17 protein-coding genes are annotated in these 17,691 nt (G+C 73.7%); 7 read left to right on the top strand and 10 right to left on the bottom strand.

Annotation, left to right across the window (positions count from 1 at the left end):
- The first annotated feature begins 9 nt into the window (after window positions 1–9).
- From R3E88_07665 to R3E88_07645, 5 genes are all read left to right on the top strand, one after another.
- Entirely contained in the window at window positions 10–1,980 is a 1,971-nt protein-coding gene (locus R3E88_07665; GenBank protein MEZ4216339.1) for a heme lyase CcmF/NrfE family subunit, read from the top strand.
- A complete protein-coding gene (locus tag R3E88_07660; GenBank protein MEZ4216338.1) occupies window positions 1,981–3,960 on the top strand; it encodes a hypothetical protein in 1,980 nt (659 codons plus the stop codon).
- Complete coding sequence (gene ccmA, locus R3E88_07655; protein MEZ4216337.1) at window positions 3,957–4,709, top strand: heme ABC exporter ATP-binding protein CcmA; 753 nt, start codon at window positions 3,957–3,959, stop codon at window positions 4,707–4,709. Before R3E88_07660 ends, ccmA begins: the two co-directional genes overlap by 4 nt.
- On the top strand, window positions 4,706–5,371 hold the full coding sequence (locus tag R3E88_07650) for a heme exporter protein CcmB (GenBank protein ID MEZ4216336.1): 666 nt from the start codon (window positions 4,706–4,708) through the stop codon (window positions 5,369–5,371). The genes ccmA and R3E88_07650 overlap by 4 nt, the downstream gene beginning before the upstream one ends.
- 466 nt (window positions 5,372–5,837) lie before the next feature.
- Window positions 5,838–6,335, top strand: a complete 498-nt coding sequence (locus R3E88_07645) for a hypothetical protein (GenBank protein MEZ4216335.1) — start codon at window positions 5,838–5,840, stop codon at window positions 6,333–6,335.
- Between the two features lie 69 nt (window positions 6,336–6,404).
- On the opposite strand, the gene R3E88_07640 is transcribed toward R3E88_07645, so the two are convergent.
- Genes R3E88_07640 through R3E88_07630 form a run of 3 tightly spaced genes read right to left on the bottom strand, consistent with a single transcriptional unit; the run spans window position 6,405 to window position 8,872 of the window.
- Window positions 6,405–7,313, bottom strand: a complete 909-nt coding sequence (locus tag R3E88_07640; protein MEZ4216334.1) for an ion transporter — start codon at window positions 7,311–7,313, stop codon at window positions 6,405–6,407.
- Window positions 7,314–7,325: 12 nt separating this feature from the next.
- Window positions 7,326–8,009, bottom strand: coding sequence for a class I SAM-dependent methyltransferase (locus tag R3E88_07635; protein MEZ4216333.1), 684 nt, complete (start codon window positions 8,007–8,009; stop codon window positions 7,326–7,328).
- Window positions 8,006–8,872 (bottom strand): sterol desaturase family protein, encoded by an 867-nt coding sequence (locus R3E88_07630; GenBank protein MEZ4216332.1) that lies wholly within the window; start codon window positions 8,870–8,872, stop codon window positions 8,006–8,008. The genes R3E88_07635 and R3E88_07630 overlap by 4 nt, the downstream gene beginning before the upstream one ends.
- 120 nt (window positions 8,873–8,992) lie before the next feature.
- On the opposite strand from R3E88_07630, the gene R3E88_07625 reads away from it, so the two are divergent.
- Window positions 8,993–9,454: a MarR family transcriptional regulator gene (locus R3E88_07625; GenBank protein MEZ4216331.1), complete on the top strand. Its 462-nt coding sequence runs from the start codon at window positions 8,993–8,995 to the stop codon at window positions 9,452–9,454.
- Here R3E88_07625 and R3E88_07620 read toward each other — a convergent pair.
- From R3E88_07620 to R3E88_07590, 7 genes are all read right to left on the bottom strand, one after another.
- A complete protein-coding gene (locus tag R3E88_07620; GenBank protein MEZ4216330.1) occupies window positions 9,440–10,006 on the bottom strand; it encodes an NUDIX hydrolase in 567 nt (188 codons plus the stop codon). The genes R3E88_07625 and R3E88_07620 overlap by 15 nt on opposite strands.
- A 7-nt stretch (window positions 10,007–10,013) precedes the next feature.
- On the bottom strand, window positions 10,014–10,898 hold the full coding sequence (gene hisG / locus R3E88_07615) for an ATP phosphoribosyltransferase (GenBank protein MEZ4216329.1): 885 nt from the start codon (window positions 10,896–10,898) through the stop codon (window positions 10,014–10,016).
- Window positions 10,895–11,299 carry a phosphoribosyl-AMP cyclohydrolase gene (gene hisI, locus R3E88_07610; GenBank protein ID MEZ4216328.1) on the bottom strand — a complete coding sequence of 135 codons (405 nt, stop codon included), beginning with the start codon at window positions 11,297–11,299 and terminating at the stop codon, window positions 10,895–10,897. The genes hisG and hisI overlap by 4 nt, the downstream gene beginning before the upstream one ends.
- Before the next feature lie 13 nt (window positions 11,300–11,312).
- Window positions 11,313–13,919, bottom strand: coding sequence for a 1-acyl-sn-glycerol-3-phosphate acyltransferase (locus tag R3E88_07605; protein ID MEZ4216327.1), 2,607 nt, complete (start codon window positions 13,917–13,919; stop codon window positions 11,313–11,315).
- Between the two features lie 31 nt (window positions 13,920–13,950).
- The gene (locus tag R3E88_07600; GenBank protein ID MEZ4216326.1) at window positions 13,951–14,805 is read right to left on the bottom strand and encodes an SDR family NAD(P)-dependent oxidoreductase; all 855 of its coding nucleotides are present in this window, start codon (window positions 14,803–14,805) and stop codon (window positions 13,951–13,953) included.
- A 73-nt stretch (window positions 14,806–14,878) separates the two neighbouring features.
- A complete protein-coding gene (locus R3E88_07595; GenBank protein ID MEZ4216325.1) occupies window positions 14,879–15,748 on the bottom strand; it encodes a GNAT family N-acetyltransferase in 870 nt (289 codons plus the stop codon).
- Between the two features lie 16 nt (window positions 15,749–15,764).
- On the bottom strand, window positions 15,765–15,986 hold the full coding sequence (locus R3E88_07590) for an acetyl-CoA carboxylase biotin carboxyl carrier protein subunit (GenBank protein MEZ4216324.1): 222 nt from the start codon (window positions 15,984–15,986) through the stop codon (window positions 15,765–15,767).
- Between the two features lie 150 nt (window positions 15,987–16,136).
- On the opposite strand from R3E88_07590, the gene ffh reads away from it, so the two are divergent.
- Window positions 16,137–17,651 carry a signal recognition particle protein gene (gene ffh / locus R3E88_07585; protein MEZ4216323.1) on the top strand — a complete coding sequence of 505 codons (1,515 nt, stop codon included), beginning with the start codon at window positions 16,137–16,139 and terminating at the stop codon, window positions 17,649–17,651.
- Window positions 17,652–17,691 lie beyond the last annotated feature (40 nt).

Below are 17,691 nucleotides of genomic sequence, written 5' to 3'. Positions count from 1 at the left end.
GGGCACTGCGTGGCCGACCTCGGGCTCCACAGCTTGCGATTCGCGCTGCTCTTCGCAGTGGTCGGGTTCGCGACGGCGATCGCCGCGGGCCTGCGGCGCGAGCGCGGCGAGGCGTGGACGCTCGTCGCCGAGCGCTGCGTCGCCGTCGTGTTCGCGTTCGCGAGCGTCGCGATGGCGGCGCTGTTCCACGCGCTCGCGACCAACGACTACCGGCTCGCCTACGTCGCCGCGCACTCGGCCAGCACGATGCCGCTGCACTTCCGCCTCGCCGCGCTGTGGGGCGGCCAGGCCGGCTCGCTGCTGCTGTGGTGCTGGATGGCGTGCTTCTACGGCGCGCTCGCGCTCCGCGCCAACCGCCACCACCACCGCGCGCTCGCGCCGTGGGCGGCGGCCACGATGCTCGCGAGCTCGATCTTCTTCCTCGTGCTCGTGAACTTCGTGACCGAGCCGTTCGAGCGCGTGCCGGCCGCGCAGGTCGTCTCCGACGGCAACGGCCTGAACCCGCTGCTGCAGCACCCGGCGATGATGATCCACCCGCTCATGCTCTACGCGGGCTTCGTCGGCTTCTCCGTGCCGTTCGCCTACGCGTTCGCGGCACTGATCACGGGTCGGCTCGACACGACGTGGTTCCGCATCACGCGCCGCTGGTCGCTCTTCGCGTGGGCCGTGCTCGGCTGCGGGCTCATGCTGGGCGGTCGCTGGGCCTACGAGGTGCTCGGCTGGGGCGGCTACTGGGCGTGGGACCCGGTCGAGAACGCGGCGCTCATGCCCTGGCTCGTCGCGACGGCCTACCTGCACTCGGTGATGATCCAGGAGAAGCGCGACATGCTGAAGGTGTGGAACCTGGTGCTGATCGGGCTGGCCTACGCGCTCTGCCTGTTCGGCACCTTCCTCACCCGCAGCGGCGTCGTGCAGTCGGTGCACTCGTTCACGAACGCGGGCTGGTTCGGGTACATCTTCCTCGGCTACGTCGCGACCGTGACGCTCGCCTACTTCGCGGCGCTCGCGCGCCGCGTCCCGCAGCTGCGGTCGCCGAGCCAGCTCGAGTCGATGGTCTCGCGCGAGGCGAGCTTCGTCGTCAACAACTGGCTCTTCCTCGCGCTGCTCGTGATGGTCTTCTGGTTCACGCTGCACCCCGTCTTCAGCGAGGCGCTCTTCGACAAGCGCACGACGTGGGGGCCGCACGCGTACAACCTGTTCGGCGCGCCGATCGGGCTCGCGCTCCTGTTCCTGACGGGCTTCGGGCCGCTGATCGCGTGGCGCCGCGCGACCTCGACGAGCCTGCGGCGCCAGTTCCTCGTGCCGGGCTCCGTGGGGCTCGCCGTCGGCATCGCGCTCGCCGTGTCGATCGGCCGCGAGCCGATGGCGATCGCCTACTGGGCGACGTGCGCCTTCGTGATCGCGACGATCGCGCAGGAGTACACGCGCGCGGTCGCGGCGCGCACGCGCCGCGGCGAGTCGGTGCCGACCGCGCTCGCGACGCTCCTGCGCCGCAACCAGCGGCGCTACGGCGGCTACGTCGTGCACCTCGGCATGGTGCTCGCGATGGGCGGCATCGCGGGCGCGGCCTTCGACCGCGAGGTGCTCGCGAACGTGCGCCCCGGCGACTCGATCGCGCTCGGCGACGTGCGCGGCGAGTTCCTGACGGCGGTGCCGATCGAGCAGCAGCACTACGGCGGCGCGCGCGCGCGCGTCGCGCTCTTCCGCGGCGACGATCCGCTCGCGACGCTCGTCCCGGAGAAGCGCACGTACTGGCTCGAGCAGCAGCCGAGCTCGATCCCCGCCATCTACTCGACGCTGCGCGAGGACGTCTACCTCGTGCTCACCGCGATCGAGCCCGACGGCTCGGCGACGCTCAAGCTCTATCGCAACCCGCTCGTGAACTGGCTGTGGGTCGGGCTCGGCGTGTTCATCGCGGGCAGCGTGCTCGTGCTGTGGCCGCCGCCCGCCCGCGCGCGCGCGGCCGCGCAGGAGGCCTAGGTGCGAGCCCCGCGCTCGAGCGGCGCGCCGGTCGCGCTGCTCCTCCTGACCCTCGCCGCGCTCGTCGCGGCGGATGCGCGCGGCGCGTCGACGGACGGCGCCGCGGTGCCCGCGCCGCCGCCGCTGCCGCAGGGCGACGGCGTCGTGACGGGCGCCGTCCTGCGCGCGGGCGCCGCCGACGGCGCGCCGGGCCTCCCGGGCGTCCCCGTCGTCCTCTACGGGCTCTCGCAGACGGGCGAGCCCGGCGTCGCCGACACCGTCACCGATGCGTCGGGACGCTTCCGCTTCGAGAACGTCTCGAGCGAGCCCACGATGGCCTATCTCGTTGGCGCGAAGTACGGCGGCATCCCGTTCTTCGGGCCGAGCGTGCGCTTCACGGAAGGCGTGCGCGCACTCGAGGCGAACGTCGAGGTGACGGAGCCGACGGCGGACGCGAGCGGCATCGCGGTCGACGAGGCGATCGTCGAGCTCCAGTGGACGGGCGGCAAGCTCGCCGTGCAGGAGCTCCACCGGCTCGAGAGCGCGGGCGGCCGCGTCGTGCTCGTGCCCGAGGACGCGCGCGACGGCCGCACGCCGGCGCCGTTCGAGACGGCGCTGCCCGCCGGCGCGAGCGACTTCCTGCCGATGACGGCCGGCTTCGAGGACGCGCTCGTGCGCAGCGGCGAGCGCGTGCGCTTCTACGGCCCCGTCTACCCGCGCGGCCAGGACGTGCGCTTCCAGTACCTGCTGCCGATCGACGGCGAGCGCACGCGCGTCGCGCTCGCGTTCCCGATGGGAGCGCGGCACCTGCGCGTGCTCACCGCCGTCGGCGGCCCGGACGTCGCGGGCGCGCCGCCGCTCGCTCGCGGCGAGGACGCCGACGTCGACGGGCGCCGCTACCGCGTGCTCGAGGCGAGCGACGTCGCGAAGGGCGCGCGCATCGCGCTCGACGTGTCGCTGCCCGCGACCGACGCCGACGCGACGCGGCTCTCGCTGCCGCGCGCCGACCTGTGGCTCGAGCTCGACGACACGCAGCTCGTCGCGAACGCGAGCCTCGCCCTCGAGGTCGCGGGCGCGCACCGGCTCGCGAGCGTCGGCGATGCGCCGCTCGCGCGCTTCGCGCTTCCCGCCGAGGCCGCCGACGTCGAGATCCCGCCCGATGCGCGCGCGCTCGGCGCGAGCGTCGACGGGAGCGCGATCGTCGTGCGCGGCCCGCTCCCGCCCGGCGAGTCGACGCTGCGCGCGCGCTTCCGCGTGCCCGCGACGCCCGAGGGCGCACGCCTCGACATCGCCTTCCCGCTCGAGGTCGCGACGCTCAACGTGCTCGTCGCCGACACGGGCGTCGACATCGAGAGCGACCGCCTCCACCGCCGGCGCCCGTTCCGCCAGGGCACGCGCACCTACCTCCACCGCGAGGCCTTCCACGTGGAGCCCGCCGAGACGCTCGCGCTCGGGCTCGCGCCGATCCGCCGCGGCGGGCTCGGGAGCCGCGGTGCGGCAGTCGGCGTGCTCGGCCTCGTCGCCGCGGCGGTCTGGTACCTGATGGCGCCGCTGCGCGCGGAGCGCGCGAACGAGGCGGACGAGTCGCTCGCCACCTCCGCCGCGCAGCGCGAGGCGATCTACCAGGACATCCGCGACCTCGACCACGACTTCGAGACGGGCAAGCTCGACGAGGACGACCACCGCGCGCTGCGCGCGCAGCTGCTCGCACGCGCGGCGGCCTCGATCGAGCTCGAGCGCCGCGATGCGGCGGATGCGACCGACGCAGCGGAGGCGGCGAACGACGCGAGCGCCCCGACGAGCGCGGCGCGCACACCGACCGCGCGCGACGGCGTGCGCACCGCGCCCGCGCCGCACGCGGCGGACGGGACGGGCCGCCCCGTCCCGCTCGGCGCCTTCTGCCCGCGCTGCGGCGGTCGCATCGACGCGAGCTGGGCCTTCTGCTCGCACTGCGGCGCCGCGCTCGGCGCCGAGCGGACGCCGGGAGCGCGCGAGGCGTGAGCCTCGCGCTCCGCGCGCGAGGGCTCGAGAAGCGCTTCGGCGCGTTCGCCGCGCTGCGCGGCGTCGACCTCGACCTCGCGGCGGGGAGCTGCCTGGCCGTGCTCGGGCCGAACGGCGCCGGCAAGTCGACGCTGCTGCGCCTGCTCGCCGGGCTCGCGCGCCCGACGCGCGGCGAGCTCGAGCTCGTCGCGGACGGCGCCGGGGCGACGCGCGGCGCGGCGCGCGCGCACGTCGGCTACCTCGGCCACGCGACGCTCCTCTACGCGGAGCTCACGGCGTTCGAGAACCTCGTGTTCGCGGCGCGCCTGTGCGGCGTCGCCGACCCCGCGGCGCGCGCGCACGCGCTGCTCGAGGCCGAGGGGCTCGCGCACGCGGCCGACCGCCGCGCGGGCGACTTCTCGCGCGGCATGAGCCAGCGCCTCGCGATCGCGCGCGCCCTCGTGCACGACCCGCGCCTCGTGCTGCTCGACGAGCCCTTCACCGGCCTCGACCGCAGCGCGGCCGACCGGCTGGCCGAGCGCCTCGCGGCCCTGCGTGCGCAGGGCCGCACGTGCGTGCTCGTCACGCACGAGCTCCGCGCCGCGTCGCGGCTCGCGGACGAGGCGATCGTGCTGCTCGGCGGGCGCGTGCGCGCGCGGCTCCGCGGCGCGGAGCTCGAGCGCGAGGCGCTCGAGCGGGCCTACGGCGCGGCGACGGCGCTCGCCGGCGACGGCGCGGGCGACGACGGTGCCGGAGGCCGCGCGGCGTGAACGTCGTCCTCGCGATCCTCTGGAAGGATCTGGTGACCGAGTGGCGCTCGCGCGAACGCCTCGGCGCGATGCTCGCGTTCGCACTGCTCGTCGTGATCGTCTTCCACTTCGCCCTGCCGGAGGGAACGGCGTCGGGCATCGGCGACAACGCCGCGGGGCTGCTGTGGGTGGCCTACGTGTTCGCCGCGCTGCTCGGGCTCGGCCGCTCGTTCGCGCAGGAGCTCGAGAACGACGCGCTCGCCGGCCTCGCGCTCGCGCCCGCGGACCGCGGCGCGGTCTTCGCCGGCAAGGCGCTCGCGAGCTTCGTCGTGACGGGCGGCGTCGAGGCGGTCGTCGCCGCGGCGTTCGCGCTCGTCTTCGGCCTCGACCTGCGGCCGGTCGCGCTCCCGCTCGCGGGCGTCGTGGCACTCGGAACGGCGGGCATCTGCAGCGTCGGGACGCTGCTGTCGGCGATGGCCGTGCGCACGCGCTTCCGCGAGCTCCTGCTCCCCATCCTGCTGCTGCCCGCCCTGCTGCCCGTGCTCGCGGGCGCGGTGCGCGGCACGGCCGCCGCGATCGCCGGCGAGGGCATCCCGTTCGAGGCGCTCCAGCTGCTCGTCGTCATCGACGGCATCTACGTGACCGTCTCCTATCTGGTATTCGAGTACGTTCTCGACGAGTAGGGGTATCTGCCCCGCGAGCCGAGTCTTTCCGACTCGCAGATCGACGCCGGAAGCGCCTGAACGAAAAGCCGGTTGACAGCTCGGCGACCGCGGCCGTATAAAGCGCGATGGCCCCCGAGCGGGCCGTTCACGCCGCTTCCGAGCCCGTCGCCGTCCCTGTCGCCGAAGCCCGCCGCGATGCCTCCCGCTCGCGTCGGGCGAGACGGACTGCGACGAAACTTGCGGAGTGGAACGGCGGTGCGCCGCCGTCGAGGACTGGAAGGAAGAGCGCTTCCCCGCACGCGCGGCTCGTCGCGAGAGCACGTGCCCGGCAGCACGAAGGCAGGACCCACGACAACGGTGCGGCGACACGAGGGTCGGCCGCATCGCCTCGCCGCGTGGCACGCGGCTTGCTCCGACTCCCCCCAAACCGGCCCACACCGGATTCGGAGCACGAACGCACCGGGCCAGAGGGCGCATCGACGGGATGGCCAGCATGAAGCGCGGCGTCGGCTACTGCGAGAACACGGATTGCGAGGACTACGCCAAGGGCGTGTTCCTCCTCAACCACGGCGACACCTTCTACTGCCCGCGCTGCCGTCAGCTCGGCAAGGTCGAGAAGGAGCGCGGCTTCTACACGGGGAACTCGGACATCTTCAAGGAGGTCCGGGTCGAGTACAACTTCGATCCGATCAACGGCGTCTACCGCGAGATCGCGATCGTCCGCGACGAGAGTCTCTGGGGCCGCAACAACGTCTACACGCTGCAGTCGCCGCTGATCAAGACGGAGAAGCGCGCGCTCAAGGTGGCCGAGGCGATCCTCGCGAACCTCAACCGCTACCGCGGGCTGCTGAACGGCGACGACATCCCGCGCACGACCGAGATCATCCTGTCGTTCGACGACCCCTTCGAAGAGTTCTCCGCGAAGCTCAAGCAGCTCTCGAAGGAGTGGGAGGCGAGCGGGCTGCGCGAGCAGCGACGCTAGTCGCAGGTCACCGAAGAGAAACGTTCATCCGTCAATTGGACGATCCCTTCGAAGGACGCCCTCCGCACCTCACGGCGCGGGGGGCGTCTGCGTTTCGGGCTCCGGCCCGGCCGCGCGGCGCACGAGCTCGCCGCCGCACTCGAAGCAGAAGCGCGCCGACGGGCGGTGCCCCTCCTCGAGGCAGTGCGGGCAGACGCGCGTCGTGATCGGTGCGGGGTGCTGGCGCACGCTCTCGACGATCTCCGCCGTCACGATCCCCGTCGGCACCGCGATGATCGCGTAGCCGAGGATCATCACGGCCGCCGCGAGCGTCTGCCCCGGGATCGTCCGGGGTGTGATGTCGCCGTAGCCGACCGTCGTCATCGTCACGATCGCCCAGTAGATGCTGCGCGGGATGCTCGTGAAGCCCGCGTCCGCGCCCTCGACCAGGTACATCACCGAGCCCAGGATCGTGACGAGGATGAGCACCGTCCCGAGGAACACGACGACCTTGTGCCGGCTCGCGCGCATCGCGTCGACGAGCACGTTCGCCTCGCCGAGGAAGTGCGCGAGCTTGAGCACGCGGAACACGCGCAGCAGGCGCAGCGCGCGGATCACGATCAGCGACTGCGAGCCGGGGAGCGCGATGCTCAGGTAGGTGGGCGCGATCGCGAGCAGGTCGACCACGCCGAAGAAGCTGCGCACGTAGCGCAGCGGGAACGGCGAGCAGTAGATGCGGACGAGGTACTCCGCGGTGAAGAGCAGCGTGAACGCCCACTCGGCCGTGCGCAGCAGCGCGCCGTGGGCGGTGCGCATCGCCTCGACGCTCTCGAGCATCACGGCGACGACGCTCGCGACGATCCCCCACAGGAGCGCCACGTCGAACGCGCGGCCCGCCGGCGTGTCCGCCTCGAAGATGATCTCGCGCAGCCGCTCGCGGCGGGGCGACGCGCCGGCGCGCGCCGCGGCCTCGTTCTCGCTCCCGTTCCCGGACGTCATCGCGGGCCGAGCCTAACGCGCGGTGGCGGCTCCGGCAGGCGCCGCGGGTGCCGCCGCGGCCTCGCCCGCGGACGCGCGCTCGCCGATCGCGCACACCGCACACGCGGGCGTGAGCGGGAGCGTCTCGACGCGGACGCGCGCGAGGCCCGCGGCGCGCAGCCACGCCGCCGCCTCCTCGCCCGCGCGCAGCGAGTCCGCATCCGAAGCTCCCGCCCTGCGCGACTGCGTCGCGATCGCGAGGCGCCCGCCCGGGCGGAGCCGCGCCGCGAGCGCGCGCACGAGCGCGGCCGGGTCGTCGTCGAACTGCACCGCGTTGACGGCGAAGATCGCGTCGAACGCGCCCGCGACGCGCGCGAGCTCGGCGAACGAGCCCGCGACGAGCTCGACGCGCCCCTCGCGCACGGCCGCGCGATTGCGACGCGACGCCATGCGGTGCATGGCCTCGGAGTGGTCGAGCCCGACCACCCTCCCCCTTTGCGCGCGGCGCGCGGCATCCGCGATCGCGAGCCCGGGCCCGAACCCGAGCTCGAGCACGTGGTCGTCGGGGCGGATGGCGAGCCGCTCGACGACCCACGCGTTGCGCGCGCGATTCGAGGGCCGGCGCGCGAGCACGAGGCCTGCGAGCGCGCCGAACGCGCCCGTCGGCCGGTGGAACTGCGCGACGACGGCGCGGCGCAGCCGGTCGCGCGCGCTCACGACGCCGCTCCGGCGGCGCGCCCCGAGCCGGCGCGCGCCGGGGCGCCGCGGCGCCGCAGCGGAGCGAGCAGGAGCGCGACGAGCCCGAGCCGCTCCGCGCCCGGCTCGTCGTCGAGCCCGAGCGCCATCGTCGCCGGGTCGTCGCGCGGCTCGCCGCGGTAGGTGCCGAGCACGACGTCCCAGATCGGGAAGACCGCGCCGTAGTTGCTGTCCGTCTCCGGCGCCCAGCGCGAGTGGTGGATGCGGTGGAGCTCGGGCGTCACGACGACGACGCGCAGCGCGCGCTCGAGCCCGCGCGGCAGGCGCAGGTTCGCGTGCGAGAAGAGCGTGACGACGACGTCGAGCAGCTCGTAGAGCGCGAGCGCCCACGGCTCGAGGCCGCCCGCGAGCACGAACGGCAGGCCGAGCAACGGCCCGGTGAGCATCTCGAGCGGGTGGAAGCGGACCGTCGAGGAGACGTCGAGCTCGGCGTCGAGGTGGTGCACGCGATGGATGCGCCACAGCAGCGGAACCTGGTGGTGCAGCAGGTGCGTGATCGTCGAGAGGAGACCGCGCACGAGCAGCGTCGCGAGTGCGGCGAGCGCGGGCGGGAGCGCCACGGCGTTCAGCACGCCGACGCCGTGCGCGCGGGCCCAGAGCGCCGCACCGACGAACGACACCGGCACGAAGCCGAGCGCGACGACGTTCAGCGCCGTGAGCGCGAAGTTGACCGGCCAGCGCTGGCGTCGCCGCGCCGGCGCGCGACGGCGCGGTCGCCAGGCCTCGAGCGCGAGCAGCGCGAGCAATGCGCCGCCGAAGGCGACCTCCTGCGCGGTGCCGGCGTTCGCGAGGATCCAGGAGTCGAGCGGACCGGAGACCGACATGGGCCACCTCGGGCGCGCGGCGCGGCGGGCACGGGACGCGCGCGGCGCCGCGAGGAATCGCATATTGACAACACTGTTGTCAAGTTGACAGGCGGCCTCCGGAGCGCGAGCCTGCGGGCGATGGCCGACGATGCCCCCGCCCCGCTCGACGAGCTGATCGACGAGGTGCGCCTGCTCTGGAACGCGCTCGTGCAGCGCGCCGAGCGCCTGCACCGCGGCTCGGGCGTCACCGTCGCCATGCGCGCCGTGCTGGAGTTCCTCGCGCGCGCGGGCCCGACTTCGGTGCCCCACGTCGCGCGCGCGCGGCGCGTCTCGCGCCAGCACATCCAGGCGATCGCCAACGCACTCGTCGAGCGGGGGCTCGTCGCGACCGACGCGAACCCCGCCCACCGCCGCTCGCCGCTCCTGCGCCTCACGCCGAAGGGCGCGCGCGCGATCGCGCGCATGCAGGACAGGGAGCAGACGACGCTCGCGGCCGCCGCTCCCGTCGCCACGCCGGCCGAGCTCGCGCGCGCCGCGGCGACGCTGCGGAAGGTGCGCGGGGCGCTCGAGGGCCGGGCCGCCGGCCTAACGAGACCGTAGCCGCTCGGCGCGCGTCGCGAGGTCGATGCGCGCGCCGGCCGCGATCTCGCGCCAGCCGTTGCGCTCGCGGCGCTCGACGGGCGGGAGCTCGCCGCTCGTCGCGAGCAGGAAGGCCTCGGCGTACCACGGGAAGAGCGTCGCGGGCGGAGCGTCGGCCGGGAACCACGCGGCGTCGAGCGTCTCGTCGCCGAGCGGGCCGCGCGCGCACGGCTCGTCGGCGGTCGCGCACACGAAGACGTGCGCGGTGTGCGGGCGGTAGCCCGTGCGCACCCACGTCCCGACGCGCCGTCCGACCGCGGCGTCGATGCCGAGCTCCTCGCGCAGCTCGCGCGCGAGCGCGCGCTCGGGCGACTCGCCGGGCTCGACGGTGCCGCCGGGAAGCTCCCAGCCCTGGAGGTCGCGCCGCAGCGCGAGCAGCACGCCGCGCGCGGGGTCGAGCACGACCGCCTGCGCGACCACGAGCGGGCGGCTCTCGCCGACGGCGAGGCCCCAGAAGCCGAGCTTCGCCCAGCTCCACGCCGCCGCGCCGAGAGCGCCCGCGAGCCGGAGCACGGCGCGCTCAGTCGATCAGCTTGTTGAGGGGGGTCTCGATGATGCCGCGCGCGCCCGCGTCCTTGAGGCGCGGGATCAGGTCGCGCACGGTCTTCTCCTCGACGACGGCGGTGACGTCGACCCACTCGTCGTCCGCGAGCGTCGAGATCGTGGGCGTCCCGAGCGACGGGAGGATGCCGAGCACGGCGTCGAGCCGCGTGCGCGGCACGTTCATCGCGAGGCAGACGCGCGTCGCCGCGGCGATCGCGCCGCGCAGCAGCAGCAGCAGCCGCTCCATCTTGTCGCGCTTCCACGGGTCGGCGAGCGCCTGCTTGTTGGCGATGAAGCGCGGCGTGCTCTCGAGCACGACGTCGAGCACGACGAGGTCGTTCGCGCGCAGCGACGAGCCCGTCTCCGAGACGTCGACGATCGCGTCGGCGAGGAGCGGCGGCTTCACTTCCGTCGCGCCCCACGAGAACTCGACGTTCGCGGTGATGCCCTTCCCGGCGAGGTAGCGCTGCGTCATGCCGACCGCCTCGGCGGCGATCCGCTTGCCGGCGAGGTCCTCGACCTTCTCGAAGGGCGAGCCCTCCTTCACCGCGAGCACCCAGCGGACGGGCCCGTAGTTCGGCCACGGCGCGCGCAGGTCGGCGAGCTCCGCGACGTCCGCACCCGTCTCGAGCACCCAGTCGAGGCCGGTGATGCCGCAGTCGATGACGCCCTGCGCGACGTAGCGCGCCATCTCCTGCGGGCGCATCAGGATGCAGGAGATCTCGTCGTCGTCGATCGTCGGATAGTAGGAACGCGAGGAGATGCGCAGGTCGAAGCCCGCCTTCGCGAACAGCGACTGCGTGGTCTCCTGCAGGCTGCCCTTCGGAAGCCCGAGCTGCAGCGTCGTCGCGCGCTCGCTCATTTCCCGTACACCTCGTCCGGATCGAAGACCTGCACGCCGACGTCGGTCACGCGGCCGTCGGCGACCTTGCGGAAGAAGCAGCTGCGCTTGCCCGTGTGGCAGGCCGCGCCGCCCACCTGCTCGACCCGCAGCAGCACCGCGTCGGCGTCGCAGTCGACGTAGAGCTCCTTCACGAGCTGCACGTTCCCGCTCTCCTCGCCCTTGTGCCAGAGCTTGCGGCGCGAGCGCGTCCAGTAGACGGCCTGCCCCGTCTCGAGCGTGCGGCGGAACGCGTCCTCGTTCATCCACGCGAGCATCAGGATCTCGCCGGTCGCGTGATCCTGCGCGATCGCGGCGACGAGCCCGTCGCCCTTGCGGAAGTCGAGCAGCGAGGCCGGGTCTTCGGGGAGGGCGGTCGTCATGGGGGCGCGCAGGCTACCGCTCGGCCAGCTCCGCTGCCAACCGGTCGCGCAGGCTCGCGAGCTCCTCGAAGCGCTCGCCGCGCACGAGGTCGGCTCCGCTTCCGCCGCCGTCGGCGCGCGCGAGCACCTCGCTGCGCACGAGCCAGTCGAGCGCGTTCGCGAGCGTGGTCGGGTTGAGCGCCTCGGCGCGTTCGGCCTCGCCGAGCAGGCGCGCGCGCTCGACACGCGCGCTCGCGAGCTTCGCGAGCTCGCGCCGCGAGAGCGCGCCGCCCTGCTCGATCGCCACGTCGCAGACCGCCGCGTAGACCTCGACGAGGCCGCGCGTCTGCTCGGCGAGCGAGCGCAGGAACGGCTCGCCCGCCTCCGTGGCGCGCCACAGCCCGTCGCGCTCCTCGGCGAAGCCGCAGCGCTCGAAGTGCGCGAGCACGATCGCGACGTCGCCGCGTCGCGCGTCGATGCGCGCGGCGAAGAACTCGTGCTCGAAGACGAGCTGCGCGCGCTCGACGTCCTCGTCGAGCTGCTTGCGCGAGCACTCGCCGAGCAGCGCGCGCGCGACGAAGCTCGGCGCCGCGAGGTAGTGCGCGATCGCGTTGCGGTAGATGTCGAGCGCGCGCCGGCGCGACTCGTCGAAGTAGACGATCTCGCCGCGCGGGTCCGACTCGACGTGCACGAGCGAGGCACCCGACAGGAACGCGAGCGACTCGACGAACCCACCCTCGTCGCGCGCGAGCGCCTGCGTCATGCGCACGTCGAGCGCGCGCAGCAGGTCGACCGTCCACTGCATGCGCCGCACGAACTCCGCGCGGCGCATGCCGCGGTGCGGATGCCCGAGCAGGACGCTCGCCGCCACCGACGTCGCGTTCGCGAACAGCGACCAGTTGATGCGCTCGACGATGCGATAGCCGAGCGACTGGATGAAGCGCCGCTTCTCGGCCTCGACCGCTTCGCCGCCGTCGCGCGCGAAGGAGTCGCGCCGCGCGCCGAGCGCCCGCGCCAGCGAGATCGGCTCGTCGAAGTGGATGTGCACGCTGCCGAAGCGACTGCGCAGGAAGCGCCGGGCGCGCACGAGCCCGAGCATGCTCTCGTCCTTCTTCTCGCCGCCCTCGAGCTCGTCGACCATCGAGCCCTCCTCGACGAGCCGTTCGTACGTGATGCCGATCGGCACGAAGAGCAGGTCGCGGCGCCGGCTCTGGAGGAAGCCCTCGACGTCCCACGACAGGATGCCGAAGCGCGGCGCCAGGCTCTTGCCCGTGCGCGACCGCCCCCCCTCGATGAAGAACTCCTGCGTGAAGCCCTCGCGCACGAGGTAGGAGACGTAGGCGCGGAACACCTCCTTGTAGAGCTCGTCGTCGAAGCGGCGCCGCATGAAGAACGCACCCGCGCGCCGGAACACGAAGCCGAACGGCCCGAAGGACATGTTCTCGCGCGCGACGATGTGGGGCGGCACGAGGAAGTTCTGGTAGAAGAGCCACGACAGGATCAGGAAGTCGAAGTACGAGCGGTGGTTCGGCACGAGCACGAGGGCCTGGCGCTTCGCGTGCTCCTTGACCGCCTCGAGTCCGGTCGTCTCGATCGACGAGAACATGCGCCGGAAGATCCACCCGACGACGGCGCCGAGCACGGCGAGCAGCGTCGAGTTCATGTTCGCCGCGATCTCGCGGAAGCGGCGCTCGGCGTCGCGCTCGGCGCGCTCGATCGAGACGCCGCGCTCCTTCGCGTAGGCGTCGACCGCGCGCCGCACGCCCGCGTCCGCGAGCACCTCCTGCAGCACGCGCGAAGGCGAGCGCAGCGTCGGCCCCTCGACGACCTTCTCCTCCGCGGAGAAGTAGACGAGCATCGAGCGCCGCACCTTGCGCGCGAGCAGGCGCAGGTCGTCGCCCGGGCGCTCGCGCACGAACTCGAGCAGGTCGATCGGCTCGCCCGTCTTCACGGCGAGGTCGCGGTACGTCGAGAAGAAGGACGTCACCTTCGCGAGGTCGCTCGGGCGCGTGACGGCGCCGTACGACAGGTTCAGGAAGCGGCTCTCCGCGCGCGGCCCCTTGCGCCAGAAGAGCGCGAGGGGAACGAAGAAGACCGGGCGCCCGGACTCGATCGACTCCGCCGCCGCCACCTCGATCAGGTCGAGCTCGCGCGCCTCGGCGAGCGCGCGGCGCCCGCGCAGCAGGCGCCGCAGCCGCTCCGTCCGCAGGAACAGGAACATCGACTCGCCCGCGCGCACGAGCGCCTGCACGCGCTCGCGCCGCTCCGCGTGCCGCACCTCGCGCGGGAGCCCGCGCCTCCGGAACAGGAACGTGCGCAGCGCGTCGCGCAGCGGGTGGTAGTAGTAGAAGTGGATGCCGTTCGCGAAGCGCGACAGCCGCAGCCCGTGGCGCACGAAGAGCGTGTTGAACAGGAAGTAGTCGAGGCGGCTCGAGTACCGCATCACGTAGACGACCGAGCCGCGGTCCTCGAGCGCGCGCAGGCGCTGGACCGTCTCGTCGTCGAGCCCGAAGTGGCCGAAGAAGCGGCGCGCGAACCAGCGGAAGGCGAGGTTGAAGCGCGGCGCCATCGCCGACAGCACGTCGGCGAGCGCGCGCCGATCGGGACGCCCGCTCGGGGCTCGGGTCGTCGGAGAGCTCATCGGCGCGCGAAGGTACCGCACCGCCCGCGCGCTAGTCCGACAGCAGGATCTTCCCCGGCTGCATGGCGTCGGCGATCTCCTGCGCCGTCCACAGGCCCCCGCCGTCCTTCTTGGTCACGCCCTCGGCCGTGACCATCCGCATCTCGGCGATGCGGCCGCCGCCCGCGAAGAAGGTCGTGCCGGTGCGGTCCTTCGACAGGTCGCTCGCGAGGTACACGATCAGCGGCGAGACCAGCTTCGGATCGAGCGAGCCCTGCATGTCGCCGCTCATGAGGTCCTCGGTGAGCCGCGTGAACGCGACCGGCGCGAGGATGAACGCGCGCACGCCGTACTTCTTGCCCTCGATCGCGAGGCAGCGCGTGAAGCCGGCGATGCCCGCCTTCGCCGCGCCGTAGTTGCACTGGCCGAAGTTGCCGTTCAGGCCCGACGTGGACGAGGTGTTGACGATCACGCCGCCCTGCCCGCGCTCGAGCATGTGCGTGTAGACGGCGTGCGTGACGCAGTACGTGCCCTTGAGGTGCACCTGCACGACGGGGTCCCACAGGTCCTCGGTCGTGTTCTTGAACGACTTGTCGCGCAGGATGCCCGCGTTGTTCACGAGCACGTCGATCTGCCCGAACGCGTCGACGGCCGCCTGCGCGATCGCCTTGCCGCCCTCGACGGTCGCGACCGTGTCGTAGTTCGCCGCCGCCTCGCCGCCGGCCTCGCGGATCTCGGCGACGACGTGGTCGGCCATGTTGTGGCCGGCGCCCGTGCCGTCGCGCGAGCCGCCGAGGTCGTTCACGAGGACGGCCGCGCCCTCCTTCGCCAGCGCGAGCGCGTGCTCGCGCCCGAGCCCGCCTCCCGCTCCCGTCACGATCGCCACCTTCCCGTCGAGCAGGCCCATGCGTCCGATCCTCCGTGGTGCGCGTCGCGGCCGCGGCGGACCGTGCGCGCGGCCCATCCTACGGAATGCGCCGCTACGCGAACAGGATGGTTCGCAGGGTGTCGAACGGGCGGAAGCCGAGCTTGGCGTAGAGCGACATCGCGGGCGCGTTGCCGTCGACGACGGCGAGCTGCACGTGGCCGGCGCCGGCCTCGAAGCCCTCCTCGACGATCGCGCTCATGCCCGCCGCCGCGAGGCCCGTGCGGCGCGCCTCGGGCCACGTGTAGACGCCCTGCACGAGCCAGCCCTCGGGCCGCCGGACGTCCGCGTAGCCGACGAATGCGACGCGGCCGTCGCGCTCGACGACGCGCGCGCGCTCGAGACGGCCGCGCACCCAGCGCCGGAAGCCCGTCGGGTCGCCGTCGAACGGGTCGGGCCGCCCTTCCTCGCGCAGGCTCGCGCGCGCTGCGTGCACGAGCGCCTCGAGGTCGCGCGGCGCGGCGCGGCGCAGCAGCGCGCCGAGCGGAGCGGGCGCGGGCCGCAGCGCGCCGCGCTCGACCGCGAGCGCGTGCTCGCGGCGGTCGATGACCGCCGACTTGCCGCGCCGCGCGAGCCGCCGCCACAGGAGCTCGACGCCCGACGCCTCGCTCTTCACGAGCCCGGACTCGATCGTCTCGACGTAGGGCAGCACCGCGTCGAGCGCGCCCTCGTCGAGCTCCGCTTCGAGCACGAGGCTCGGGCGCAGCGCCACGACGCCGCACAGCTCGTCGCCGTCGAACGCACCGACCGCCTGGGCGGGCACTTCGTACGGCGACGCGGCGCGGCCGATCGAGGCGACGACGTCGAGCAGCATCAGATTGCGGCGCGCCGACCGCGCGAGGCGCGCGACGGCCTCGTCGCGCTTGGCGCCGGTGAGGAGACGGGGCCGCGGCCGTCCGCGCTCGGAGACGAGACCGTGGGCCATGGCGGGATGGCGACGGCTAGGCGTCGTCGAGGACGACGAGCACGTCGCCTTCCTCGATCGCCTGCCCCTCGGCGACGCGGATCTCGGCGACGACGCCGGCCCCCGGCGCCTCGACCGGAATCTCCATCTTCATGGATTCGACGACGAGGAGGACGTCCTCCTCCTCGACGCGGGCGCCGACCTGCGTCTCGATCTTCCACACGCTGCCCGTGATCTGCGCCTCGACCTCGATCGCCATGCGGCTCCTCTTCGGGCGCGCCGCGCGCGCCGCGGGTGCGGGAAGGGGCGTCATCATGCACGCGGCGCGATGCGCGAGCAAGCGCGCCGCAGGGTGCGCGGGAGCGCGCGCGACCCCGCGCTAGACTGCGCGCCGCTCGCGGAGGGGATCGTGCTCGAGACCGTCACCCAGGGCTTCAAGAACGCGACCGAACGGCTGCGCGGCGTGCGCGCGCTCGACGAGGAGAACATCTCCGAGGCGCTGCGCGACGTGCGCGCGTCGCTGCTCGAAGCGGACGTCGATTTCCAGGTCGCGAAGGACTTCCTCGCGAAGGTCAAGGAGCGCGCGCTCGGCGAGAAGGTGTCGACGCGCGCGCGCGACGCGCAGGGTCGCGCGCTCAAGGTGACGCCGGGCCAGCACTTCGTCGCGATCTGCGAGCAGGAGCTCGCGGCCCTGATGGGGCCGGTCGACCCGAAGCTGCGCTTCCAGCGCGGGGCGACGTCGGTGATGCTCGTCGGCCTCCAGGGCGTGGGCAAGACGACGTGCGCGGCCAAGGTCGCGCGGCGGCTCCAGTCGCAGGGCAAGCGGCCGCTGCTCGTCGCGGCCGACGTGTACCGCCCCGCGGCCGTCGACCAGCTCGTGACGCTCGGCGCGCAGATCGACGTCGCCGTCCACCGCGGCGGCGAGGGCGAGCTCCCGCCGTCGATCTGCAGGGCCGCGCGCGAGCGCGCGAAGCGCGAGGGCTTCGACGCGATCGTCTACGACACGGCCGGCCGGCTCGCGATCGACGACGACCTGATGCGCGAGCTCGAGGAGATCGTCGCCGCCGTCGAGCCCGCGAACACGCTGCTCGTGTGCGACGCGCTCATGGGGCGCGACGCGGTGAACGTCGCGCGCGCGTTCGGCGAACGCCTCGCGCTCGACGGCATCGTGATGACGAAGCTCGACGGCGACGCGCGCGGCGGCGCGGCGCTCGCCGTGAAGGCCGTGACCGGCGTCCCGATCAAGTTCATCGGCACGGGCGAGTCCGTCGACCGGCTCGAGGAGTTCCGGCCCGAGGGCCTCGCGTCGCGCATCCTCGGCATGGGCGACATCGTCGGTCTCGTCCAGGACTTCGAGTCCGTCGTCGACGAGAAGCAGGCCGAGGAGGACGCCGAGCGCATCCTCCAGGGCCAGTTCACGCTCGACGACCTGCTCACGCAGCTCAAGACGATCCAGAAGATGGGCCCGCTGCGCGAGGTGTTCGCGAAGATGCCCTTCTTCAACCAGATGGCCGACCAGGTCGAGGAAGGGCAGCTCCGCAAGGTCGAGTCGATGATCCAGTCGATGACCCGCCAGGAGCGCACCGCGCCCGACCTGATCGACAAGAGCCGCACCGCACGCATCGCGCGCGGCAGCGGCCACAAGCAGAAGGACGTGAGCGACCTGGTGAAGCGCTTCCACCAGATGCGCGACGTCATGTCGAACCTCGGCGGTGCGGGCGGCCTGCTCTCGCGCATCCCCGGGCTCGACCGCCTGGCCCCGGCCGGCGGCATGGACCCGAGCGCCCTGCTCGGCGGCGGGCCCGGCGGCCTCGGCGCGTTCGGCGCCGCGGGCCCGGGCGGCGTGCGCCGGCGCGCCGACACGGACGCCAAGAAGAAGAAGCGCAAGCAGCAGCGCGCCGCGCGCCGCAAGGGCCGCCGGTAGGCGCGCCCACCCCTCACATCCTGCCGGCGAGCTGCCGAAT

Source organism: Myxococcota bacterium (assembly GCA_041389495.1).
GTDB lineage: Bacteria > Myxococcota_A > UBA9160 > UBA9160 > UBA4427 > JAWKRT01.
The sequence above is the reverse complement of the archived record's forward strand: the minus strand, read 5'-3'. Positions and strand labels throughout refer to the sequence as shown.

Excerpts from the sequence above, each read along its gene's own strand:
- R3E88_07645 (MEZ4216335.1), top strand. The coding sequence starts at position 5,838 with ATGGCCAGCATGAAGCGCGGCGTCGGCTACTGCGAGAACACGGATTGC.
- R3E88_07640 (MEZ4216334.1), bottom strand. The coding sequence starts at position 7,313 with ATGACGTCCGGGAACGGGAGCGAGAACGAGGCCGCGGCGCGCGCCGGC.
- R3E88_07630 (MEZ4216332.1), bottom strand. The coding sequence starts at position 8,872 with ATGTCGGTCTCCGGTCCGCTCGACTCCTGGATCCTCGCGAACGCCGGC.
- R3E88_07625 (MEZ4216331.1), top strand. The coding sequence starts at position 8,993 with ATGGCCGACGATGCCCCCGCCCCGCTCGACGAGCTGATCGACGAGGTG.
- hisG (MEZ4216329.1), bottom strand. The coding sequence starts at position 10,898 with ATGAGCGAGCGCGCGACGACGCTGCAGCTCGGGCTTCCGAAGGGCAGC.
- hisI (MEZ4216328.1), bottom strand. The coding sequence starts at position 11,299 with ATGACGACCGCCCTCCCCGAAGACCCGGCCTCGCTGCTCGACTTCCGC.
- R3E88_07605 (MEZ4216327.1), bottom strand. The coding sequence starts at position 13,919 with ATGAGCTCTCCGACGACCCGAGCCCCGAGCGGGCGTCCCGATCGGCGC.
- R3E88_07600 (MEZ4216326.1), bottom strand. The coding sequence starts at position 14,805 with ATGGGCCTGCTCGACGGGAAGGTGGCGATCGTGACGGGAGCGGGAGGC.
- R3E88_07595 (MEZ4216325.1), bottom strand. The coding sequence starts at position 15,748 with ATGGCCCACGGTCTCGTCTCCGAGCGCGGACGGCCGCGGCCCCGTCTC.
- R3E88_07590 (MEZ4216324.1), bottom strand. The coding sequence starts at position 15,986 with ATGGCGATCGAGGTCGAGGCGCAGATCACGGGCAGCGTGTGGAAGATC.